The sequence below is a fragment of the Rhodococcus sp. 05-2254-5 genome (assembly GCF_002258575.1).
GTDB classification, from domain to species: domain Bacteria; phylum Actinomycetota; class Actinomycetes; order Mycobacteriales; family Mycobacteriaceae; genus Rhodococcoides; species Rhodococcoides fascians.
Genome location: NZ_NOZG01000029.1, coordinates 595,599 through 610,983 on the forward strand (window position 1 = coordinate 595,599; position 15,385 = coordinate 610,983).

The window sequence follows — 15,385 nt, forward strand, 5'->3', positions numbered from 1 at the left end:
TCAGCTACCGGTGAATTGGGCCGGACGCTTCTCGAAGACCGAGGTGATGGCCTCGGTGAGATCGTGCGAGGCGAGGAAAGCCGCGTTCCAGGCCGCGACGAATCTCAGCGAGTCGTCGACGCTCGCCGACCGGGAATGGTCGAGGACGGTCTTGATGCCCTGCACCACCAGGGGCGGGTTCGCAGCAATGGCCGCGGCGCACTCGCGGGCGGCCGCGAGGACGGCATCGTGGTCCTCGAACACGTCGTTGACCAGGCCGATCTTCTCGGCGCGCGCCGCGTCGATGTCCTTGCCGGTCAACGCGAGCTCACGCATGTGGCCGTCGCCGATGATCGCGGGGAGTCGAGCGAGAGATCCCATGTCGGCGACGATCGCGACACGCACCTCGCGGACGCTGAACTTCGCGTCGGCGCTGGCGTACCGCACGTCGGCGGCGGTGATGAGGTCGACGCCGCCACCGATGCACCAACCCTGCACTGCGGCGACGACGGGCTTGCGGCAGTCCGCCACGGCGTTGACGGCCTTCTGCATCGTCTTGATGGTGTCGTGGAACGTGGTCCTGGGTCCGGCGAGTGCTTGGTCGGCCATCAGCGGCCCGAACGTTCCGGCCATGGCCGGCAGGTCGAGACCGTAGGTGAAGTTCCTTCCGGAGCCCGCGAGAACCACGGCCCGTACCTCTGGATCGGCATCGAGTCGGGCGAACAGTTCTGGGCATTCGCTCCAGAAATCAGGGCCCATGGCGTTGCCCTTGTTCGGCCCGAGAAGTGTCACGTGCGCGATGTGGTCTGCGATCTCCGCAGAGAATGCGGTCCAGTTCCGTTCGGTCATGCTGCGAGCCTAGCGGCAGACGCAGCAGTACCCACAGGGCGTGTTACGCCGAGTAACGTCTGCGCTAAGAGCCTGCTCAGCTATGGCAATGGCCGACTGCGGTCCCCCATCATTCATGCATGTTGATGCATCAGGGGTTGGGTCTCGAGACATTCAACGATCTGCCGCGTCGCAAGGCGGTACACGCGCTCTACGAGTGCTGTTGCTCGGTTGCCTGGGCCTCACGTCTCGCCGACGGCCGCCCGTACCGGTCGCGGGACGAGTTGTTCACCGCGGCGGCCGCCGAGCTGAACGAGTTGTCCGACAACGTCATCGACGCCTTGGCCGCGACGCTGCCCGAGCCGAACAAGATGTGCACGACCATGGACGCAGAATCACGTAGCGCCCTGGGCACCGCAGCGCGCGCGTACGAGTCGAAATTCGGCTGGCGGTACGTCTCGAACCTGATGATGGCTCCCGACGGTTTCGAACCCAGGGACGTGCTGATGGAGCTCGGCCATCGACTCGACAACGACGAACCGACCGAACGGCTGGTCATGCGCAGGGAGTTGGTCGAGATCGATCACCGTCGCCTCGGCCGACTGTTGGGTCCCGAAGGCGGCTGGCCGCCGTACTGACACCGCGAAATCAGCCGAACAGGCCGACAACTCGACCGATCAGGCCACCGGCGATCACGATCGCCAACAATGCCACCAGAACGATGACGACGATCGGCATCACGCGACTGCGCTGCGGCGGTTCGTGGTTCGGCCCACCGACTGCTGTCTCGGCTGGAGGAGTATCGCCCGGCGTCACGCTACCGCCCGCTTCGAGGCCGGCAGTCTCATCGGGTTCTGGATTCTGAGCAGTCATGAACCCGGAGTACCCGGTAGCGCAGCCCTCAATCGAGCTGTGCTCTGGCTATCGCTCCGGCGAACAGTTCCGACACGGCATCGGCGATGACGGACCGGTCGATCTCCTCCGGATCCACCGAATGTTCCACGGCCAATCCGGAGATCAACGCAGCCAAGGACATCGCGAGGCGTCGAGCATCGAACGCCTCCCCCACACCCCATTGCACCGCTCGATCGGCGATGAGTCGTTCGAGCTCGGAGCGGAGGGCACGGCGGTCGGTGCGGTAACGCTCGGCGACCACCGGGTCACGGCCCGCAAGAATCCCGAATTCGACGGTCAGTAGCGGCCACCGCGGCTCGGCGACCACCCAGGATGCGATTTCGCCGCCGCCGGCTCCCGCTGCCGCCTGCGGGTCCAGGTCCGACACGTGAGCGAGTACTCGGGCGGCGAGATCGAGTGAGCGCTGTGCCAGCAGTTCGGCGAACAAACCTTGCTTGGAATCGAAGTTGGAGTACACGGCCCCCTTCGTGAAGCCGGCCCGATCGGCAATGTCGGTGAGCTTGGCCGCCGCGTATCCGCGCTCGGTGAACTCGTCGGCGGCTGCGGCGAGCAGTCTCTCTCGCACATCGGTGCGCTGCGGCCTGCGCTGTGGCTGTGTCGATCGCCACTCTTCTTGCTGCTCGGCATTCACGATACCTAGAGTATTGAATACCTCGGGTATCGACAAGGTCTTCGAGTCTCGACATGTTCAGGAGCACTTTTCATGCGCAAGATGTCACTACTCGCCGCCGCAGTGCTGGTGCTGCAACTCGGCTTCATCCTCAGCTACGTGTCGGCGTTTCATCAGCCGACTCCCCACGCGATTCCGATCGTCGTGGTGACCGAGGCCGGGCTTCCCGCCGGCCTGGACCAGCAGACCGCCGACCGCCTCGACGCCATCGACGGGGCACCGCTCGACGCGCGTACGGCAGCGGATACCGCCGAGGTTCGCACCCTGCTCCGCGATCGGGACATCCTCGGCGCCTACGTCGTCGGCTCGAGCGGCACCGACACACTGATCACCGCGAGCGCTGCCGGCAGCTCGGTGGCGACCGCCCTCGAATCGATCTTCACCGAGGTCGATGCCGCTCAGGGACGCCAATTCGTGGTGCGTGACGAGATCCCGGTCGGTGTGCACGACAACCGAGGATTGTCCGGCTTCTACCTGTCGGCGGGCTGGGTCGTCGGCGGCTACCTCCTCGCTGCCGCCTTCGGTCTCCTCATCGGGGCACCGAAGACCCGACGCGAAACCTGTGTCCACGTCGGCATTCTCGCCGCGTACTCGATTGCCTCGGGCGCACTGGGAGCACTGCTGACCACCCACGTACTCGGAACCTTTGCCGGACACTGGTTTCCGCTCACCCTGCTGGGCACCGGGGTCGTCTTCGCCACCGGACTGTTCACGATGGGCCTGCGAGCCCTGATCGGAGTGGCCGCGGTACCGGCGGCGATCGTGCTGTTCGTCATCCTCGGAAACCCCAGCGCTGGAGGCGCTTTCGGGGCCAACGTACTGCCGCATGTGTACGCGTCGATCGGCCGGTGGATCACCCCGGGCATCGGCACCGAAGGAGTGCGCAGCATCGTGTACTTCTCGGGTGCGGGGGTCGGGCAGCCGGCACTCGGACTGGGTCTCTACATCCTGACCGGCGTGCTGCTGATGGCTGCGGCAGCGGTTCTGCGCCGTCGTCGCAGCGCCGGTGTATCGATGCCGAGCCAGTAAAGTGGCATCCCATGACTGCCACCTTCCCTCTGCCGATGCCCGATCTCGCTGTCCGCACACTCGGTGGCGCAGTGGTGTGGGCGAACGACGAGACGTTCGCCGAGAAGGAAAATCTGATCACACCGGGCAAAGCCGACTACTCGACCGCGACGTTCGGGCACAAGGGGCAGATCTACGACGGGTGGGAGACGCGGCGCCGACGCGAGGCCGGCTACGACGAGGCGATCGTGCGACTCGGAGCTGCCGGCGTCGTGTCGGCCGTCATCGTCGACACGTCGTGGTTCACCGGCAACTACCCGCCGGAAATTTCGATCGAGGCCGCCGAGGTGACCGGATTCCCGTCACCGACCGAGCTGTACGACACCGAATGGACGACCATCGTCGCCCGTAGTGCCGTCGACGGCGACAGCGAGAACCGATTCGAGGTCGCGTCCGACGCCCGGTGGACGCACGTCAAGCTGTCCATCTACCCGGACGGCGGCGTCGCTCGGCTGCGAGTACTGGGACGCGGCGTCCCGGACCCGAAGTTCCTCGCCGTCGGGCCCGTCGACCTGGCCGCGCTCGAGAACGGCGCATACGTCTCGGCCTGCTCCAACATGTTCTACAGCTCCCCCAACAATCTGCTGTTCCCCGGCCCGCCGCGCTCGATGGGCGAAGGCTGGGAGACCTCGCGTCGACGCAACGACGCCAACGACTGGGTGCAGGTGCAGCTCGCCGGCACGGGCCGGATCCGGCTGGCCGAGCTGGACACCAGTTGCTTCCTGGGCAACGCCCCCGGCGCGGCATCCCTGCAAGGGCGACTGGGCGACGGCGACTGGATCGAACTGCTGCCGCGAACGACACTGCAGCCCGACACTCGGCATCGCTTCGTCCTCGACCACGACGCCCCGGTGTCGGAGGTGCGAATGGACATCTTCCCCGACGGGGGAATGGCGCGATTGAGATTGTTCGGTGATCTCGCGGGAGTGGAGCCTGCGGAATGACCCAAGGAGGCGGGAGTGGTGCCTGCGGAATGACCCAGTTGGGCAAGCTGTCTGCGTAAACGGTCGTGTGGCAATAGGGTTGGGGCATGTCCCGGCTACTTCATCCGAATGCAGCCCATGTTGCCGACACCCTGATTTCTCGTGGTCATCACGGGGTGGTGGTGAACAGTCCCGAGGGCACCCACACCGCCGCCGACGCCGCAGCTGCGTTGGGCGTCGATGTGGGTGCGATCGTGAAGTCGATGGTGTTTCTGCTCGACGACGAGCCGGTGTTGCTCCTGGTGTCCGGGGCTCACAATGTTCATCTCGAACACACCGGTGAGCGTCTCGGCGGCACGCTCGCCCGGGCCGATCTGCGTACCGCCAAGCACGCCACCGGCCAGCCGATCGGGGGAATCGCTCCGGTGGGCCATCCGACGAATTTGGATACGTTCGTCGATCAGGACCTTGCGGCCCACCCCGAACTGTGGGCCGCGGCCGGGCACATCGACACGATCTTCCGCTCGTCGTACACCGAGTTGCTGCGCATCACCGCAGGTCTGGCGATCGACGTCACCTGAGCTCGAACGACCTAGGAAGCAAGGGTCGGGGCAATTCGGGGTGCGCCGAGGATCGCGTCGACGACGTCGGTGTCGAGGCGGGTGCCGCGCGATTCGAGGAGCGGCAACACTCCCGCGGCCAGGAACGTCGACTGCCGCTCGATCTCGCCGTGCACCTGCAGCGTCACGCCGTCGGCGACGTCGGCCGCGGTGACGTCGGAGATCAAACTTGCCAGTCCCGACGGGGTACCGACGTAGCGGATGGACGACGGGCTTGCCGGCGCGTCGAGTGCGGCGAATTCCCGACGGGCCGTCCTGGCGTCGGCAGCGATGTAGATCTCGAGATCGAGGAAGACCGCGAGATTATCGGCCGATTCACCGCGGTCGACGGCTTCCGCGTGCAACCGGGCGCGTTGCTGCTGAGCTTCCCGCAGGTCCGAGGCAACGATTCTGACGGTGTTCACCTCGGGCCCGACGGTCAGCTCGGTCCAGACGTCAGCGGATTCGATGGCTATGCGGGTGTGATTGTGCGACATGAGTGGTGGTCCTGATTCGTCGGTCGGGATGCGCATGCGGTCGGAGCGGAGCCGAACTCGAACACGACCCGGACGCAGTGCGGCACAGATCGACATACCTGTTGCACCAGTGGCGATTGCCACGCGACACGACACTCACGGTCATGACGCCATGCTAACTGCCTGCGGGGCTGCACGGGGATCCAACCCCGGCGGCCCCATCGGCCAGGGCGGGGAACGGCCGAGGGTCCGGTACGGGGTTCCACCACCCGGCTTCTTCGGCGTAGTCCCATGTCGGCCCGGACTCGACGAACGCTGCCACGGCGTCGACGAGTCGGTCCACGTCGGCCGAGGAACTGCCGAGACCGATACTGGCCCGCACGGCACCGTCGGCATGACCGAGCCGGCGCAGCAGCGGGTGGGCGCAGAACTTTCCGTCGCGCACTCCGATGCCGTGTTCGGCCGACAGGTACGCCGCCACTTCACCGGGGTCGTGGCCGGCGACGGTGAACGTGACGATGCCGACGACGTCGGGCGCGTCGGCCCACACCTGCAGCAGTTCGACACCCTTCAGTGCGGCCAACCCGTCCCGCAATCGGGTGGACAATTCCCGCTCGTGCGTCGTCGCGGCATCCTCGTCGAACGACGCGATGGCCTCGCACGCCGCCGCCAGCGCGGCGACTCCGAGCACGTTGGGCGTTCCCGCCTCGTGACGCTGCGGTGCGGGAGCCCAGTCGGTGTGCTCGATCGTCACACTGCGCACGGCACCGCCGCCGGCCAGGTGGGGCTCGCCCGCGTCGAGCCAATCACGCCTTCCCACAAGCACACCCGCGCCGAACGGGGCGTAGAGCTTGTGACCGGAGAACGCCAGATAGTCCACACCGAGTGCGGCGATGTCCACTCGACGGTGCGGAACGAGCTGTGCGCCGTCGACGACGATCCGGGCACCGTGGCGATGCGCGAGATCGGCCAGTTGCTCGATGGGGAGCACTTCGCCGGTGACGTTCGATGCACCCGTGATGGCCAGTAGCGCAGTAGGTTTCGCAGCCAGCTCCGCGTCGAGCCGGGAGAGCGTCTCCGCCAGCGTCGATGCTGCGACCACCACTCGGCGATTACGCCACGGCAAAAGGTTGGCGTGGTGTTCGATATCGAGCACCACGGTCTCCCCCGGCACGCACGCGGCCAACAGATTGAGCGAATCGGTGGTGTTGCGCGTGAACACGACCACTGAATTCGTTTGTGCACCAACGAAACCAGCCACGGTCTCGCGCGCCTTCTCGTACGCCGCGGTGCACACCCGAGACGCGTAGCCGGCCCCGCGGTGCACGCTCGAATAGAACGGCAGCAATTCCGCGATCCGATCGGTCACTGCGGACAGCGCAGGCGCGCTGGCCGCGTAATCGAAATTGGCGTAGGTGCACGTGCCGCCGTGAACCAACGGAACCTGCAACTCCGTGCCGGAAACAGGGGCAAAAGGAGTGCAGGGACGGGAAAGTACAGACGTCATGACAGATCAAGCCCTCACGTTCGAGGGACCCGCAACGGAAGATATTCGTGAACGAGTCCGCGCTTGCCGCACCGATTTTTCGGTGTCAGCCTGGTCGTCACCCGGAGCACCCCACCGCGAAGGAGGGTTGCCGACCAGCAAGCCGGGGCTCGATGCTGGTACTCGTGACCGTGGTCAAGACACTGGCAAACCCGCCACGGTTTTGTCAAGCCGGGGATCGCTCCCACACAGCAGTAGGATTTCCGCGGTGGGAAGGCGCGCTCGTTCACCTGCTGGCAAACAGAACGTGAGATAACCAACGGCGCTGCTTTCCCCAGCACCACAAGAGTCATGTGCCAACGAACGAGAAGGACACCCGGTTGCCTGTGCACCAAGAGAACGATCTGCCGGGTTCGAGCACGGATATCGCACCTGCTCCGGCCGCGTTTCTCCGCTCGCCCCTTGCCCCGCCGGCCCGCACACTGATCGACGTACTGCAGGAGACCGCCGATCGCTTCCCGGATGCACCCGCGATCGACGACGGGACGGTGTCGGTCAGCTACGCCGAACTGCTGGACGACATCGCCGAGGGCGCCCAGTGGCTCGCCGACGCCGGTGTCCGGCGCGGCGACCGCGTCGGCATCAGAATGCCGTCGGGGTCCTTCTCGCTCTATGTCGCAATTCTGTCGATCCTCGACGTCGGGGCTGCGTACGTACCCGTCGACGCCGACGATCCGGAAGAGCGCGCCGAATTGGTCTTCGGTGAGGCGCAGGTGACGGCCATCGTCACTGCGGGCGGAATCGCTGCCGGCACCGCGCCGAAACAGAATGCGCCCGAACTGGGTGCCGGTACTCCGGTGCCCGAGCTGCCCACACCCGAGGACGACGCGTGGGTGATCTTCACCTCGGGTTCGACCGGAACCCCCAAAGGTGTTGCAGTCAGCCACCGTAACGCCGCGGCATTCGTCGACGCCGAGGCGCGGATGTTCCTGCAGAAGGATCCGCTGGGACCAGGCGACCGAGTGCTCGCCGGCCTGTCGGTCGCGTTCGACGCCTCCTGCGAGGAGATGTGGCTTGCGTGGCGGCACGGTGCCTGCCTGGTACCCGCCCCGCGCTCTCTGGTGCGATCCGGCTTCGACCTCGGTCCGTGGCTCGTCTCCCGAGACATCAGCGTCGTCTCGACGGTGCCTACGCTGGCGTCACTGTGGCCCGCCGTGGCACTGGAAGCGGTGCGGCTGTTGATCTTCGGCGGCGAAGCATGCCCACCCGAGCTGGCCGAGCGGCTCGCCGTCGAAGGCCGGGAAGTCTGGAACACCTACGGCCCCACCGAGGCGACGGTTGTCGCGTGCGCGTCCATCATGGACGGTAAAGGTCCGGTCCGCATCGGATTACCGCTGGACGGTTGGGATCTGGCGGTCGTCGACGCCTCGGGCACTCCGGTGGCGGTCGGCGAAGTGGGCGAGCTCGTCATCGGCGGCGTCGGCCTCGCCCGGTATCTCGATCCGGCCAAGGACGCCGAGAAGTACGCGCCCATGCCGTCTCTCGGGTGGGACCGGGCGTATCGCAGCGGCGATCTGGTGAAGCTCGAGCTCGAAGGGCTGCTGTTCCAGGGCCGCGCCGACGACCAGGTCAAGCTCGGCGGCCGACGCATCGAGCTGGGCGAGATAGACAATGCGCTGCAAGCACTTCCGGGCGTCGGCGGCGCGGCCGCGGCAGTCCGCAAGACCGCTGCGGGCAACTCGGTTCTGGTGGGATATCTCGCCAGTACCAATCCCGACTTCGACCTGGAGGCCGCGCGCGCCTTGTTGGCCGAGCAGTTGCCGTCGGCGCTCGTACCGCGGCTCGCGCTGGTCGACGAGATGCCCACACGTACCTCGGGCAAGGTCGACCGCAATGCGCTCCCGTGGCCGCTGCCCGGCATGGCGGGCGCGTCGGCGCTCGGTGGTACCGCGGGGTGGGTGGCCGAGTTGTGGACCAACATCCTCGGCGCTCAGGTCAACGACGAGAACGCCGACTTCTTCGCCAACGGCGGCGGTTCACTGTCGGCCGCTCAGCTGGTGACGGCACTGCGCGAGCGGTTCCCCGAGATCACCGTCGCGCAGCTCTACGACCACCCGCGGTTGGGTTCTCTGGCACAGTATCTGGACGACCTGAAGCCTGTCGTGGAGGCAATCCCCCGCGATGTGGCACCGACGTCCCGCACCGCGCAGTGGGCACAGATTCTGGCGACCGTGCCGTTGACGACCCTGACCGGGTTGCAGTGGGTCACCTGGCTCGGCCTGCTGTTCAACGTCATGGCCTGGTTCGACGACGTGCCGTGGGCTCCGACGCTGTCGTGGTGGTGGATTCTTCTCGCGTTCGTCCTGTTCATCACCCCGGTCGGGCGCATGGCCATCTCGGTGATCGGCTCGCGGATACTGCTGGCGGGGTTGAAACCCGGCGCATATCGACGCGGCGGCAGCATGCACATAAGACTATGGGCGGCAACGAGATTGACCGATGCCAGTGGCGCGTCCAACCTGTCGGGCGCACCGTGGATGGTCTATTACGCGCGCGCTCTCGGCTCGAAGATCGGTAAGGGCGTCGACCTGCACACCCTGCCGCCCGTGACCGGCATGCTCGAACTCGGCGACGGCTGCTCCATCGAACCCGAGGTCGACCTGTCCGGTCATTGGATCGACGGCGACCTCGTCTACATCGGCGGCATCGAGATCGGTGCGGGTGCCACTGTCGGTGCCCGCTCCACGCTGCTGCCCGGCACCAAGGTCGGCAAGAACGCGGTTGTGACGGCCGGCTCCGCCGTCGTCGGACGAGTCAAGGCCGGCCAGATGTGGTCCGGCTCGCCCGCGCAGAAAGTGGGCAAGGCCGATCATCCGTGGCCGGCGGAGACCCCGCCGCGCGCCACCAAGTGGGTGTTCGCCTACGGCGTCGCGTCGCTGTTCCTCTCCGGCATGGCCCTGTTCTCCATCGGCGTCAGCCTGGTGCTGATGGGCTGGTGGATTCACACCGCGGACTCCGTGCTGGGGGCCTTCGAGCGCGGCTTGGTGATGCTGCCCGTCGCCACTCTGGTGTCGCTGGCGGTGTTCGCGCTGATCACCGTCGTCGCGGTCCGGTTGCTCGGCATCGGTCTCGTCGGCGGCTACCACCCCGTGCGCAGCCGCATCGGCTGGCAGGTGTGGGCCACCGAACGCCTGATGGATTCGGCGCGCACCTTCCTGTTCCCGCTCTACGCGTCGCTGCTGACACCGCATTGGCTCCGGTTGCTGGGCGCGAAGATCGGCAAGGACGTCGAGGCGTCGACAGTGCTGATGATTCCCAAGTTCACCACCGTGGCCGACGGCGCGTTCCTCGCCGACGACACCATGGTCGCGAGCTACGAACTCGGCGGCGGCTGGATGCACCTGGGCGACGCCAAGGTGGGCAAGCGGGCGTTCCTCGGAAACTCCGGCATGACGGGACCGGGGCGGACCGTCCCGAAGAACGGTCTCGTTGCGGTGCTGTCGGCAACTCCGGACAAGGCGAAGTCGGGCTCGTCGTGGCTCGGTAGTCCACCGGTACGGTTGCGCCGCGCGGCAGGCAGTGCCGACTCGTCGCGGACGTTCGACCCGCCTCGCAAGTTGAAGATCGCCCGTTCACTCGTCGAGACGTGCCGGCTGATTCCCGTCGTCGTGACGTTCGGCATCGGCCTCGGTGTGCTGTTCGGACTGACCGCGATTGCCGACTCGATCGGCTACTGGCTCGCTGCCGCGCTCAGCGGTGTCGTGTTGCTCGTCGCCGGCTTCGTGGCTGCAGCGGTGTCGGCGGCCGCGAAGTGGCTGTGGGTCGGCCGGATCGGCAAGACCGATCATCCGCTGTGGAGTTCGTTCGTCTGGCGCAACGAGGTGGCCGACACGTTCGTCGAGACCGTCGCCGCACCGTGGTTCGCGCGCGCTGCCGAGGGCACCGCGGTGCTCAACATGTGGCTGCGGTGGCTCGGGGCGGACATCGGTCGAGGTGTGTGGTGCGAGACGTACTGGCTCCCCGAGGCAGACCTCGTGACGTTGGCCGACGGTGCGACGGTGAACCGAGGGTGCGTTGTGCAGACGCACCTGTTCCATGATCGGATCATGTCCATGGACACCGTCGATCTCGGCAGAGGCGCAACCCTGGGACCGCACTGTGTCGCTTTGCCTGCATCGGGTATAGGTGATGGTGCGACGGTGGGGCCTGCCTCTCTGGTGATGCGCGGCGATACGGTTCCCGCGCATACTCGTTGGCAGGGCAATCCGATCGCGCCGTGGGCCAAGGGTGATCCCTTTCCGCGGATTCGCGACGACCGAAACGAGGGGTGATCTTCAATGCCGGACAGGCTCGTGGCACCGGTGTTCGACGTCGACTCCAGTGACAATCCGATCGATACGTATCTTCCGCAGAACGGCAATCGCGGCTATCGCGTCTCGCGCTACGAACTCGACCTCGAGTACAAGGTCGAGAGCAACCGATTGACGGGCAAAGCGAAGATCACCGCGGTCACCACGGCGACGGTGTCGAAATTCGCGTTGGATCTCGGCCCGGCGATGAACGTGTCGAAGGTGTCGGTCAACGGGTCACGTTCGGTGAAGTTCAGCCACCAGCGGGGCAAGCTGAAGATCACTCCCGCCAAGCCCATCGCGTCCGGAGCGGCACTGGTGGTCACGGTGGCGTACGGCGGAACACCCAAGCCCATCAACGGTTTCTGGGGTGAGGTCGGCTGGGAGGAGCTCACCGAGGGATCGATCGTCGCGAGTCAGCCGAACGGTGCCGCATCGTGGTTTCCGTGTGACGACCACCCGGTGTCCAAGGCCAGCTACGGCATCACCATCACCACCGATTCGCCGTACTACGCGGTGGCCAACGGCACGTTGGTACGCAAGCAGACTCGGGCCAGCCGGACCACGTGGGTGTACGAGCAGCCCGAGCCGATGGCCAGCTATCTCGCGACCATTCAGATCGGCCCGTACGAGCATCGCGTCGTCAGCCCGGGACCGGTGCCGATGAACGCGATCACGCCCCCGCGGCTACGAGCTCAGTTCGACCACGACTTCGGCCGTCAACCCCAGATGATGGACACCTTCGTACGGCTCTACGGCCCTTACCCTTTCGCGGCGTACACCGTGGTGGTGACCGACGACGATCTCGAAATCCCGGTCGAGGCGCAGGGCCTGTCCATCTTCGGTGCCAACCACTGTTCGGGTTCCCGGTACTACGAGCGTCTGGTTGCACACGAATTGGCGCACCAGTGGTTCGGCAATTCCCTCACCCTCGGCAAGTGGGCAGACATCTGGCTGCACGAAGGATTCGCCTGCTACTCGGAATGGATCTGGGCCGAGAACTCCGGCGGCGCAACGGCTCACGACAAGGCCAAGCGAGCTCACACCATTCAGCGAGGGCTCGCGATGGATCTGCAGCTCACCGATCCCGGGCCCGCCCGCATCTTCGACGACCGCGTCTACAAGCGGGGCGCGCTGGCCTTGCACGCACTGCGACGCACCATCGGCGACGAACGATTCTTCGGCCTGATCCAGGAATGGACCTCCAAGTACCGCTACTCCACCGTGGCGACCGCCGACTTCACCGACCTCGCCTCTCGCTTCGGTTGCCCCCGAACCCTGTGGGACGCATGGCTTGTGGATACGCAATTGCCGTCGTTGCCGTAGGTCCAGCGGGCAATCGGCTCCCCGGTTTCGGAAATGTGCCTCCGATCAGAGGCATATTTCCGAGTCTGGGGAGCCGATTGTCGTCAGCGATACCCGAGCGAGACCGCGAGGCCTGCCACGGCGTAGCCGTACAGCGCGACCGTCGCAGATGCCTGTCGCCAGAATCCTTGCGGGAACGTAGCCGCCCAGCGTCCCTTGCCGTCCAGTTGCAGATCGCAGGGGAAGTCGCTGATGACCATCGCCGAAGCCGGTTGTTTCGAGTGTGCGAGCACCACACCGGTGGTGAACGGCAGTCCCCGAACGAACAGGTGACCACGCGCATCCCCCGCTCGATAGCGCACCGTGGATTCCGTCAATGGTCCTGTGTACCAACGCCGTTGGACGTTCCACCCGGTGGCGTGTGCGAGTCGGAGGTTGCGATCGCCGCGTAGTGCCGTGTCCACGGTCTCGACGTGTGCGATCACTCCCCAGCGCAACATCGACACCCACGAGGCGATCCGTCGGTAGCGAAACACCAGAGCCCCGAACAGAACGATCGCGAACATGTAGGGCACCAGCGGGGGATACCTGGACCAGCAGGCAGCAGGCACGATCACCGCGACGAGAAACCAGTACGCTTCGCGTCGATTCCAGACCGTGGCAGCAGCGATCAAGACTGTCGGGGGCACCCGATACGGCGGGACCGTGCGCGAGGACTGCACCATGATGGCGCTGATCCTAGCCTCCCTCGTGCGCGTTGTGCGTCCCTCCAGGTACGCACAACGCGCACGACCCCTAGGGCAGGTGAGCGGACGTTTTCGATCGCACCACCAGGCCACACAGTGCCGCCATCACCGCGCCGAATCCGAAGATGATCGGATACGTGACCACCCCTGGCCAGGTCTCGGTCAGCGCCGACAGCACAGCGGGCACCGCAAAGCCGAGATACGTCAGCGAGTAGAACACCGCCGTGAGGCCGGCAAGATCGTCGGGGCCCGCAATGCGTTGCACCTCTTGCAGACCCGAGACGAGCGCCATGCCGTATCCGCAACCGAGTACCGCTGCTGCGATCAAGGCCGCGGCAATGGTCAGCACTGACGCCGCCCACGCCGCGACAGCCATACCGACCACCAACAGAGACAGCGCAACCAGAGCGCCGCGCGCATTGGCGGGTGTGTCGATCCGACGCCCGACAGCCTGGATCGCAAAACCGGAGCCGAGGGCGATCACCGCCATCGCCGCGGACAGGGCGACGGGGTAACCGCCACCGGGCTCGTCGGCCAACGCGTCGGCCATCAGAGACGGCAGCACCGCATAGGCGACGCTGGCCGCACCGAAAACCCATGGGGCCAAGGGCAACACGACGAACAGGAAGCGTCGATGCGACGCAGACGGAATTCTGAGATCGTCGACGAGGCTCTTCCTTCCCGATGATGCTGCGGCGCTGCGTGTCTCGGGGACCGACAGCATGCCGACGAACGCGGCGATGCAGATCAGCACGTGCACGCTGTACGCGAGGTGCGTCGGCCAGGGTGCCCACTGCGCCAGCACACCGGCGACGCCGGCTCCCAGGGCGAAGCCCGCCGTCAACGACATCGCGGCGCGGCGCGCTCCGGCACCGGGCTTGGCGGTGGCGTCGTGACCGGAGAGTTCCTTGACCCAGCTACCGCCGACGGCCATACCGATTCCGAGCGCGATGCCGCTGAGCACCCGCCCGCCGAAGAGCATGTAGGCGTTGTCGGGTCCGAGGGCGATCAGAATGGACCCGGCCGCGGCAATTGCAGGCGCGGGCAACATGATCGGGCGTCGGCCGAGTCGGTCGGACAACGGACCACAGATCAGCATCGCCGGAATGATGCCCAGAACGTACGCGAACAGGAACGTATCGACCACTACGGCAGAGAAGCCGTGGTCGAGTCGATACATCACCAAGAGCGGTGTGAATTCGTTGCCGCCCCAGGCGACGGCGAACATGCCGACGGCAACCAACAGCCAGCGTTTGGCCGTCGCCTGTCGGACGTCGTCTTCGATCATGGCCTCGGTCATCGTGTTCCCCCTCTGTCTGTGCGCAAGCCGTGCACCCTGAGCATGTGTTGTTCGACGGCTCGCTCGAATTCGTCTGCGTCCCCGGCTTCGATCAGGTCGGCGAGTCTGCGATGGTCGTCGACGATGCGGGAGATCTGACCCGGATCACGGGTCAGGGATGCCGCGGTCATCCGCCGCTGTCGCTCGCGAAGTCCGTCGTAGAACGCGTCGAGCAACGGGTTGTTGCCGGCGCGGACGACGGTCCGATGGAAATCTGCGTCGGCGGCACTGAACTCCGCTGCGGTGCCGTCGACTGCGAGCTTGTCCTGGATTCGCAGGTTGTCGCGTAGCGCCTCGACCACTCGTGCGCGGGCATCCGCATCGCCGACGAAGGCGCGAACACTGCCGGCCTCGACCAATCGCCTCGCGTCGACGACGCTCTCCGCCTCACCCACCGCGATGGGGACGACCAGCGCCCCCCGCTTGGGATAGAGGCGCATCCATCCCTCGACCTGGAGGCGAAGGAACGCCTCGCGGACCGGTGTGCGGCTGATCTCGAGCCGCGTCGCGATCTCCCCTTCACTGACGAGCTCACCACCAGGAAGTTCCCCCGAAATGACGAGCTCCTTGACAGTCAGGTACGCCGTATCGGCGGCGGATCTCGTCTCGGACACAACATAGATACTAGATGCGCCTCACGCTGACACCAACCCAGGTCCCTCCCAAGGTCCACTCGACGTGACATCGACGGTCGAAAAGCCA

14 protein-coding genes and 1 riboswitch are annotated in these 15,385 nt (G+C 66.1%); of the genes, 6 read left to right on the top strand and 8 right to left on the bottom strand.

Annotated features, from left to right (window positions below):
* Entirely contained in the window at positions 1 to 828 is an 828-nt protein-coding gene (locus tag CH278_RS22370) for a crotonase/enoyl-CoA hydratase family protein (protein ID WP_094622835.1), read from the bottom strand.
* A gap of 119 nt (positions 829 to 947) precedes the next feature.
* On the opposite strand from CH278_RS22370, the gene CH278_RS22375 reads away from it, so the two are divergent.
* Positions 948 to 1,445: a 2-oxo-4-hydroxy-4-carboxy-5-ureidoimidazoline decarboxylase gene (locus CH278_RS22375; RefSeq protein WP_032369380.1), complete on the top strand. Its 498-nt coding sequence runs from the start codon at positions 948 to 950 to the stop codon at positions 1,443 to 1,445.
* A gap of 10 nt (positions 1,446 to 1,455) precedes the next feature.
* Here CH278_RS22375 and CH278_RS22380 read toward each other — a convergent pair whose 3' ends face one another.
* Positions 1,456 to 1,680 carry a DUF6480 family protein gene (locus CH278_RS22380; RefSeq protein ID WP_027494384.1) on the bottom strand — a complete coding sequence of 75 codons (225 nt, stop codon included), beginning with the start codon at positions 1,678 to 1,680 and terminating at the stop codon, positions 1,456 to 1,458.
* A gap of 28 nt (positions 1,681 to 1,708) precedes the next feature.
* Positions 1,709 to 2,353, bottom strand: a complete 645-nt coding sequence (locus tag CH278_RS22385; protein ID WP_179273890.1) for a TetR/AcrR family transcriptional regulator — start codon at positions 2,351 to 2,353, stop codon at positions 1,709 to 1,711.
* 72 nt (positions 2,354 to 2,425) lie between these two features.
* Between CH278_RS22385 and CH278_RS22390 the strand changes: the two genes are divergently transcribed.
* From CH278_RS22390 to CH278_RS22400, 3 genes are all read left to right on the top strand, one after another.
* Positions 2,426 to 3,421, top strand: a complete 996-nt coding sequence (locus CH278_RS22390; protein WP_094622836.1) for a hypothetical protein — start codon at positions 2,426 to 2,428, stop codon at positions 3,419 to 3,421.
* An 11-nt stretch (positions 3,422 to 3,432) separates the two neighbouring features.
* Positions 3,433 to 4,404, top strand: coding sequence for an allantoicase (gene alc, locus CH278_RS22395; RefSeq protein WP_032391339.1), 972 nt, complete (start codon positions 3,433 to 3,435; stop codon positions 4,402 to 4,404).
* Between the two features lie 86 nt (positions 4,405 to 4,490).
* Complete coding sequence (locus CH278_RS22400; protein ID WP_032364486.1) at positions 4,491 to 4,964, top strand: YbaK/EbsC family protein; 474 nt, start codon at positions 4,491 to 4,493, stop codon at positions 4,962 to 4,964.
* Between the two features lie 11 nt (positions 4,965 to 4,975).
* Here the strand turns inward: CH278_RS22400 and CH278_RS22405 are convergent, their stop codons facing one another.
* Positions 4,976 to 5,479 carry a hypothetical protein gene (locus CH278_RS22405; protein WP_027494388.1) on the bottom strand — a complete coding sequence of 168 codons (504 nt, stop codon included), beginning with the start codon at positions 5,477 to 5,479 and terminating at the stop codon, positions 4,976 to 4,978.
* 154 nt (positions 5,480 to 5,633) lie between these two features.
* The gene (locus CH278_RS22410) at positions 5,634 to 6,965 is read right to left on the bottom strand and encodes an aminotransferase class V-fold PLP-dependent enzyme (protein WP_094622837.1); all 1,332 of its coding nucleotides are present in this window, start codon (positions 6,963 to 6,965) and stop codon (positions 5,634 to 5,636) included.
* 54 nt (positions 6,966 to 7,019) lie between these two features.
* Positions 7,020 to 7,135, bottom strand: a riboswitch (SAM riboswitch).
* Positions 7,136 to 7,330: 195 nt separating this feature from the next.
* On the opposite strand from CH278_RS22410, the gene CH278_RS22415 reads away from it, so the two are divergent.
* Positions 7,331 to 11,275 (top strand): Pls/PosA family non-ribosomal peptide synthetase, encoded by a 3,945-nt coding sequence (locus CH278_RS22415; RefSeq protein ID WP_230593391.1) that lies wholly within the window; start codon positions 7,331 to 7,333, stop codon positions 11,273 to 11,275.
* Between the two features lie 6 nt (positions 11,276 to 11,281).
* Entirely contained in the window at positions 11,282 to 12,619 is a 1,338-nt protein-coding gene (locus CH278_RS22420) for a M1 family metallopeptidase (RefSeq protein ID WP_032364488.1), read from the top strand.
* An 83-nt stretch (positions 12,620 to 12,702) separates the two neighbouring features.
* On the opposite strand, the gene CH278_RS22425 is transcribed toward CH278_RS22420, so the two are convergent.
* The 3 genes from CH278_RS22425 to CH278_RS22435 all read right to left on the bottom strand — a co-directional run bounded on the left by CH278_RS22425 (position 12,703) and on the right by CH278_RS22435 (position 15,297).
* Positions 12,703 to 13,323, bottom strand: a complete 621-nt coding sequence (locus CH278_RS22425; protein ID WP_094622838.1) for a hypothetical protein — start codon at positions 13,321 to 13,323, stop codon at positions 12,703 to 12,705.
* A gap of 70 nt (positions 13,324 to 13,393) precedes the next feature.
* Positions 13,394 to 14,644 (bottom strand): MFS transporter, encoded by a 1,251-nt coding sequence (locus tag CH278_RS22430; RefSeq protein ID WP_239536374.1) that lies wholly within the window; start codon positions 14,642 to 14,644, stop codon positions 13,394 to 13,396.
* Positions 14,641 to 15,297 (bottom strand): GntR family transcriptional regulator, encoded by a 657-nt coding sequence (locus CH278_RS22435; RefSeq protein ID WP_032369373.1) that lies wholly within the window; start codon positions 15,295 to 15,297, stop codon positions 14,641 to 14,643. Before CH278_RS22435 ends, CH278_RS22430 begins: the two co-directional genes overlap by 4 nt.
* Positions 15,298 to 15,385: the final 88 nt, after the last annotated feature.

Coding starts and splice junctions, on each gene's coding strand:
- CH278_RS22405 (WP_027494388.1), bottom strand. CDS start 5,479: ATGTCGCACAATCACACCCGCATAGCCATCGAATCCGCTGACGTCTGG.
- CH278_RS22420 (WP_032364488.1), top strand. CDS start 11,282: ATGCCGGACAGGCTCGTGGCACCGGTGTTCGACGTCGACTCCAGTGAC.
- CH278_RS22390 (WP_094622836.1), top strand. CDS start 2,426: ATGCGCAAGATGTCACTACTCGCCGCCGCAGTGCTGGTGCTGCAACTC.
- CH278_RS22375 (WP_032369380.1), top strand. CDS start 948: ATGTTGATGCATCAGGGGTTGGGTCTCGAGACATTCAACGATCTGCCG.
- CH278_RS22400 (WP_032364486.1), top strand. CDS start 4,491: ATGTCCCGGCTACTTCATCCGAATGCAGCCCATGTTGCCGACACCCTG.
- CH278_RS22410 (WP_094622837.1), bottom strand. CDS start 6,965: ATGACGTCTGTACTTTCCCGTCCCTGCACTCCTTTTGCCCCTGTTTCC.
- CH278_RS22380 (WP_027494384.1), bottom strand. CDS start 1,680: ATGACTGCTCAGAATCCAGAACCCGATGAGACTGCCGGCCTCGAAGCG.
- CH278_RS22425 (WP_094622838.1), bottom strand. CDS start 13,323: ATGGTGCAGTCCTCGCGCACGGTCCCGCCGTATCGGGTGCCCCCGACA.
- CH278_RS22430 (WP_239536374.1), bottom strand. CDS start 14,644: ATGACCGAGGCCATGATCGAAGACGACGTCCGACAGGCGACGGCCAAA.
- CH278_RS22370 (WP_094622835.1), bottom strand. CDS start 828: ATGACCGAACGGAACTGGACCGCATTCTCTGCGGAGATCGCAGACCAC.
- alc (WP_032391339.1), top strand. CDS start 3,433: ATGACTGCCACCTTCCCTCTGCCGATGCCCGATCTCGCTGTCCGCACA.